The organism is Sulfuritalea sp. (genome assembly GCF_017302275.1).
Taxonomy (GTDB): Bacteria; Pseudomonadota; Gammaproteobacteria; order Burkholderiales; family Rhodocyclaceae; genus Sulfuritalea.
Window position 1 is genome coordinate 23822 of sequence record NZ_JAFLDR010000045.1, and the last position, 6750, is coordinate 30571.

A 6750-nucleotide genomic window follows, 5' to 3' on the forward strand; every position below is an offset into this window, starting at 1 on the left:
TGTTGCGCTCCTATCTGTTCACCTCGGAGTCGGTCTCCGAGGGCCATCCCGACAAACTCGCCGACCAGATCTCGGACGCCATCCTCGACGCCTTCCTGGCACGCGAACCGAGCGCCAAGGTGGCCTGCGAGACGCTGGTCGCCGACAACCTGATCGTCATCGCCGGCGAATTCCGCACGTCGGACCCGGCGATCTTCACCGATATCCGCGACCGCGCCGAAGGCATCGCCCGCCAGGTGCTGCGCGACGCCGGCTACCGCGATGCCGATACCGGCATCGACCCCGACAAGTGCGAAGTGCAGGTGCGCTTCAACCACCAGTCGATCCAGATCAACAAGGGCATCGTCCATGCCAACGGCCAGCTCGGCGCCGGCGACCAGGGCCTGATGTTCGGTTACGCCTGCGACGAAACGCCGGACTGCATGCCCTATCCGATCTGGCTGGCGCACCGCCTGGTGCGGCGCCAGGCCAGCCTGCGCAAGTCGGGCACCATGGACTGGCTGCGGCCCGACGCCAAGAGCCAGGTCACCGTGCGCTACGAGGGCCAGCGCGTGGCCGGGGTGCATAACGTGGTGATCTCGACCCAGATCGCGCGCGACCTCGACCCGGCCTGGGTGGCGCGGGAAGTGACGCGCGAGATCATCGATCCGTTGTTGCCGCTCGACATGCGCACGGCGGAGTTCCACATGCTGGTGAACCCCGCCGGGCCTTTCGAGATCGGCGGCCCGAACGGCGACACCGGGCTCACCGGGCGCAAGATCATCGTCGACACTTACGGCGGCGCCTGCCCGCACGGCGGCGGCGCGTTCTCGGGCAAGGACCCGAGCAAGGTCGACCGCTCGGCCGCCTACATGGCGCGCTACATCGCGAAGAACCTGGTTGCGGCGGGACTGGCGCGGCGCTGCCTGATCCAGATCGCGTACGCCATCGGCGTCGCCGAGCCGGTCTCGGTGATGGTCGACAGCGAGGGCACCGGCATCGTCGACGACGCGCGGCTGGAAGCCGTGGTACGCAAGGTGTTCCACCTGACGCCGAGCGCCATCATCGAAACCCTGCAACTGACACAGCCGGTGTATCGCAAGACCGCTGCTTACGGCCATTTCGGCCGCGACGACGTCTGCTTCACGTGGGAGCGCTGCGACCGGGGCGAAGCCTTGCAAGCGGCGCTGGTCTAAGCCCGGGATGGACGGCGAACGGGCTACGTAGTTTCCGCAGTTTGCCGCGCGATTTACGAATGAACAAAACGTCCGGCATCTGAGAGCATGCCAGCGCGTAAGAGCAGCTTGGAGGTCGCTTCCGGCATGCGCTCCGATCCGGTGTCCGGCATCCCGCGGCCAAGCCCGATCGGCGGCAGCATTCACGGTTCGGCACCCGCCGTTTCCGCAACAACGCCTTCGGGCACCGCAGAGCATTCATCGACGATTCCACCAACAAGAATTCCGGAGCAGCAGCGCATGCACGCCACCCCCAAGGATATCCGTGACCCGCAGGCCGGACCGGCGCCGATCGACAGAAAGGTCCTCGATCAGTATCGAGAGATCGATCCTTCCGGCGGCCCTGGTCTGGCGCACCGGATCGTGCGGATCTACATCGACAGCGCCGCGGAAACCCTGCGGCAGATCGAGCAGGCCATCGCCGGGCGCGACCCCGAGGCCCTGCGACAGGCGACGCACAGCCTGAAGTCGAGTACCGCGAGCATCGGCGCCATGTCGCTGGCCGACCTGTTCCGCGAACTCGAAGCCATGGCCAAGGCAGCGCGCATCGATGACGCGGCGGTAGTGTTCGACGAGGCGCGGAACGAATACGAGCGCGTCCTGGTCGCGCTGCGCGATCTGCTGGCCGAAGCGCCATGAACGATCGACCCTGGCGCATCCTGGTCGCCGACGACGAACCGGTGACCCGCGAGCTGATCAAGGCCGCCCTGGAAAAGGCCGGCTTCCAGGTTTTCCTTGCCGAAGATGGCGAGGATGCCTTGCGCCAGTTTTCGGACGTGCCCTGCGACATGGTCCTGCTCGATGTAAACATGCCGGGCCTCAATGGCCACCAGGTTTGTGCCCACCTGCGCCGCCAGCTCGGCGAGGAGTTCCCCATCGTCATGGTCACCGGCATGGACGACATCGACTCGATCCGGCGTGCCTACGATGCCGGCGCCACCGATTTCATCGTCAAGCCGGTGAACTGGCCACTGCTCGGCCACCGCATCCGCTACCTGTTCCGCGGCGTACAGGTGGTGAATGACCTGCATGCGGCCAATGCGCGCAACGCGGCGATGCTCCAGGCGCTGCCCGACTCGCTGCTCCGCCTCAATGCCGACGGCATGGTACTGGACGCGCACCTGACCACCGGCGACACGGCGCAAGCCCGCCGGCCGATGCCCGGCGACCACATCTCCGGCGTGCTGCCGGCCGACATCGCGCACCGGATGCTGAAAGCGGCGGAGCTGGCCCGCATCGGCGGCGACGGACTCACGGTGAACTATGCGCTGTCTCGCAACGACGGCACGGAACACCACTACGAAGCGCGCATGGCCGACATCAACGGGGAGGAAACGCTGTGCCTGGTGCGCGACGTCACGGAACGCAAGAACGCCGAACGCGACATCCACCGCCTGGCCTTCGTCGATTCCCTGACCGGCCTGCCCAACCGCCTGTCGTTCGTCCAGCGCCTCGATCGCGAGATACGCCGTGCCCGGCGCGAGGGCGACCGCTTGGCCGTGCTCTTCCTCGACCTGGATGGCTTCAAGAACATCAACGACAGCCTGGGCCACGGCATCGGCGACCTGCTGCTGCAACGGGCGGCGGATCGGCTGCGCCAGGGCGTGCGGCCGGCGGATCTGGTGGCGCGCGCCGACCCGCTCGACGCCGAATCGAATCTTGCGCGCCTGGGCGGCGACGAGTTCACCGTGCTGGTGCCCAGCCTGCACCATGCCGACGATGCGCTCGGCCTCGCGCACCGCATCCATGACCTGCTGCGGCGCCCCTTCATCCTCGACGGGCGCGAGATCGTGATCACCGCCAGCATCGGCATCGCGCTGTTCCCGGACGATGGCGCCGACGCGGAAGCGCTCCTGATGCATGCCGACACCGCCATGTACCACGCCAAGGACGAAGGCCGCGACAACTGCCAGTTCTACCGGACCGCCCTGACGGTGGAGGCAATCCGACGCCTGACCCTGGAGAGCAGCCTGCGCCAGGCAATCGAGCGCGGTGAATTCTTCATGGCCTACCAACCCCAGCTCGACCTGGCGAGCGGCCGCGTGCTGTCGCTGGAAGCCTTGATCCGCTGGCGGCATCCCGAGCGCGGCCTGGTTTCGCCGATGGAATTCATCCCCGCCGCCGAAGAGAGCGGTCTCATCGTGCTGATCGGCGAATGGGTGCTGCGCGCGGCCTGCGCCGACGCCGCGCGCTGGGTTGCCGCCGGCACGCCGGTGCGGGTGGCGGTCAATCTTTCCGCCGTGCAGTTCATGCAGCCCGAGCTGGTCAGGCGCGTGCGCGCGATCCTGGCCGAGACCGGTCTGGCGGCGCAATGGCTGGAACTGGAAGTGACCGAGGGCGTCCTGATGGAAGACTCCGCGACGACCATGACCACCCTCAAGGACCTGCGCCAGGACGGCATTCAGATCGCGCTGGACGATTTCGGCACCGGCTACTCCTCGCTGAGCTATCTCAAAAGACTGCCGCTGAACCGGATCAAGATCGACAGGAGTTTCGTGCGCGGCCTGCCCGCGGACAAGGAGAACCTGGCCATCGTGCGCACCATCGTCGCGCTGGCAGGGAACCTCGGCTTCACGCTGGTCGCCGAAGGCATCGAGACCCTGGAGCAGGCTCGCCTGCTGCGCGACATGGAGTGCGAAGCGCTGCAAGGCTCCTACATCAGCGCACCGGTAGCCGCCGCGGCGATTCCGGCACTGTTGGCGGCGTACTGGCCACTGGCGGCGGCGGCATGAACAACAGGGCACCGGCCCCGGGCGCGGCGATGGGCAGCCACGCCGAATCCGCGCTCAAGATCGAGCAGCTGCGCTCCAGTGGCCGCTTGCCCAGCCCCAAGGGCGTCGCGCTGGCGATCATGGAAAGCTGTCGCCGACCGGACGCGACGACGGACGAGATCGCCCGCGCCGTGCAAAGCGATCCGGCGCTCACCGGCCGCCTGCTGCGCCTCGCCAATTCCGCGGCCGGCCGGGGGCGCTCGGCCGCCTCGATTTCCGATGCGGTGATGCGGCTCGGGCTGAATACGGTGCAGCAGCTCGCCATGGGCTTTTCGTTGGTGGACCAGTATCAGAACGGCCCCTGCAAGGCCTTCAACTACACCGCCTACTGGTCGCACTCGCTGCTGATGGCGGTGGCGATGCGCGCCCTCGGCTCGGTCGGCCGCGTCAAGGGCGGCGACGAGCTTTTCGCCTGCGGCCTGCTGGCGCGCATCGGCTGCCTCGCCCTGGCGACGGTGCATCCCGTCGAATACTCCGCCCTGCTCGAACAATGCACCGATCCCGCACAACTGGCGGCCATGGAACGCGAACGCCTGGAGGCCGACCACAACGATTTCAGCGCCGTCATCCTCGCCGGTTGCGGCTTTCCCGCGAACCTGATCGAGCCCGCCTGCCACCACGAAAATCCCGCTGCGGCGGGATACAGCGACGGATCGCGGCCCTACCAGCTGGCGCACCTGTTCCACCATGCCATGCGCCTCGCCGACATGGCGCTGGCGCCGCAGGCGCTGCGCGGCGGCATGGTCGCCGAACTGCTGCTGCTGGGTGGCCGCCTCGGACTCGACGCCGGCGAACACGGCAAGCTGGTGGACGCCATCGTCGCGGAATGGCGGGAGTGGGCCACGCTGCTGGCGGTGCCGGTCTCGGCATTGCCGCCCTTTGCCACCCTGGCGGCGGCTGCACCCAGGATAGGCGAGGAGCGGGCCGCCTATCCGCAGATGCGCGTGCTCCTGGTGGAAGACGACCCGGCCACGCGGGCCATGATGGAAGCGGTGCTGGGCAGCATCGTCGGGCGCAAGGTGCATTCCGCCGGAAATGGCCGCGAAGCCATGGCCATGGCCCTGGAGACGATGCCCCGCATCATCATCACCGACTGGCAGATGCCGGTCATGGACGGAATAGAATTCTGTCGTGCGCTGCGCGAGACGGAGTGGGGCCAGTCGATGTACGTGATCATGCTGACCGGCGTCGAGACCGAAGAGAACATCGTCCATGCCTTCGAAGCCGGGGTGGACGACTACGTCACCAAACCGGTGAACGTCCGTTCCCTGAGTGCGCGCATGCGCGCCGCCCTGCACTATGTGCAGCTGCTCGAAGCCTGGGAGAAGGACCGGGCCCAGCTCAAGCAGTTCGCTTCCGACCTGGCGATCAGCAATCGAAAGCTGCAGCACGTCGCCCTCAGCGACCTGTTGACCGGGCTGCCGAACCGGCGCGCCGGACTGGGCGCGCTCGACCAGATGTGGAGCGCCGCGACCCGCTCGGGCCTCGAATTGGCGGTTCTGATGCTGGACATCGACCGCTTCAAGAGCATCAATGACACCCATGGCCACGCCATCGGCGACAAGGTGCTAAGCGAAGTAGGCAAGGTGATACGCGGCACGATGCGCAACGGCGATCAGGCCTGCCGCCTCGGTGGCGAGGAGTTCCTGGTGATCTGCCCGAACGCCGACCGAACCGCGGCCTGGCAAGCCGCCGAGCGCCTGCGGCGGGCGATCAACAATGTCTGCATCACGGTCGGTGCAGCCACATTGCAGGTCTCGGCCAGCGTCGGCGTCGCTTGCAGGGAAGCCGACATGCCCGATGCCGGCGCGCTCGTCAGCGCGGCCGACAAGGCCCTGTATGGCGCAAAGCACGCCGGACGCAATCAGAGCCGGGTCCATTCCGGGGGCAAGGTACATGGCGGTTCCCACTGACGTCGGCGAGTTGCCGGGGGCCGGCCTGCGGGCAGACGGCCGCAGGGTAAGCGACCTGTTCGACCGGGGCGAACTGGTGGTGCTGACCGGCGCCGGCCTCAGCACGGCCTGCGGCATCCCCGACTACCGCGACCGCGACGGTCGCTGGAAACATGCCCGGCCGATCTATCACCAGGACTTCCTGCGCTTCGCCAGCACGCGCCGACGTTACTGGCTGCGCAGTTTTTTCGGCTGGCCGGTGGTGGACCGGGCGCCGGCCGGCGCCGGCCATCGCGCGCTGGCGCACTTCGAAAGCCGCGGGCGGATCGCGCTGGTGGTCACCCAGAATGTCGATGGACTGCACCAGAAGGCCGGCAGCCAGCGCGTGCTGGAACTCCATGGCGCGCTGGGCCGCGTGGTCTGCCTCGCCTGCGGGCGGCGCGATTCGCGCGCCGTCGTCCAGGAATGGCTGGCCGCGGCCAATCCGGGACTCACCGGCGTACCGCCGCTCACCGCGCCTGATGGCGATGCCGAGATGGCCGAGGCGCTCGCCGACGGATTCCATGTTCCGGATTGCCCCGACTGCGGCGGCCTGCTCAAGCCGGACGTGGTGTTCTTCGGCGACGGCGTGCCACGGTCACGCGTCGATGCCGTGATGGCGGCCATCGACGCGGCAAAGGGCCTGCTGGTGATCGGCTCCTCGCTGATGGTCTATTCCGGATTCCGCTTCGTCGAACATGCCCACCGCCAGGGCAAGCCGGTGATGGCCATCAATCAGGGCAAGACGCGCGCCGACCACCTGCTGGAGGCCAAGGTGGAACTGGATTGCGGCGAATTCCTGCATGCCTTGCGCCGGCGCGAGGCGCCGCGGGC

Annotated in this window: 5 protein-coding genes; all 5 read left to right on the forward strand. The window is 67.8% G+C overall.

Features of this window, described 5'->3' with window-relative positions; genetic code table 11:
- Window positions 1-2: 2 nt before the first annotated feature.
- Window positions 3-1175, forward strand: coding sequence for a methionine adenosyltransferase (gene metK / locus J0M27_RS18260; protein ID WP_294995129.1), 1173 nt, complete (start codon window positions 3-5; stop codon window positions 1173-1175).
- 279 nt (window positions 1176-1454) lie between these two features.
- Window positions 1455-1853 (forward strand): Hpt domain-containing protein, encoded by a 399-nt coding sequence (locus tag J0M27_RS18265; RefSeq protein WP_294995117.1) that lies wholly within the window; start codon window positions 1455-1457, stop codon window positions 1851-1853.
- Window positions 1850-3946, forward strand: a complete 2097-nt coding sequence (locus J0M27_RS18270; protein WP_294995120.1) for an EAL domain-containing protein — start codon at window positions 1850-1852, stop codon at window positions 3944-3946. The genes J0M27_RS18265 and J0M27_RS18270 overlap by 4 nt, the downstream gene beginning before the upstream one ends.
- A complete protein-coding gene (locus J0M27_RS18275; RefSeq protein ID WP_294995123.1) occupies window positions 3943-5898 on the forward strand; it encodes a diguanylate cyclase in 1956 nt (651 codons plus the stop codon). Before J0M27_RS18270 ends, J0M27_RS18275 begins: the two co-directional genes overlap by 4 nt.
- Window positions 5882-6750, forward strand: an 869-nt coding sequence (locus J0M27_RS18280) for an NAD-dependent protein deacetylase (RefSeq protein ID WP_294995126.1), incomplete at its 3' end; no start/stop codon positions are given. The genes J0M27_RS18275 and J0M27_RS18280, both read left to right, overlap by 17 nt.